Raw genomic sequence first — 311 nt, 5'->3', positions numbered from 1 at the left:
CCAGTCTCTGGATTTATACTTACTCCATTTGCTGGTGTTTTTAACGACCAACTTACATCTTTATTCAGTACATTTCCATACTGATCTTTTATTACTGCATTATAATCTGTTGTTTCTGGACTATTTTCTTGGGTTGGTACATCTATTATACTTTCACCATTTATTATTATATTTGTTACTATTGGTTCTTCTTTATCTATTGTTACAGTTTTTTCTTGCTGCATTCCATCGCTAGAAGCCATTACTACAACTGTTCCTGCATCCGCTTGGTTAGTTACTTGTAATGTTCCAGTCTCTGGATTTATACTTAT

At 33.1% G+C, this 311-nt stretch carries 1 protein-coding gene; it reads right to left on the bottom strand.

The window, feature by feature from the left end:
• The coding region (locus tag QMG30_RS24890; RefSeq protein ID WP_281819928.1) for a hypothetical protein at window positions 1-311 on the bottom strand (311 nt) is incomplete at both ends.

It is taken from the genome of Vallitalea longa, assembly GCF_027923465.1.
In the GTDB taxonomy this organism is placed as follows: Bacteria; Bacillota; Clostridia; order Lachnospirales; family Vallitaleaceae; genus Vallitalea; species Vallitalea longa.
The sequence above is the reverse complement of the archived record's forward strand: the minus strand, read 5'-3'. Positions and strand labels throughout refer to the sequence as shown.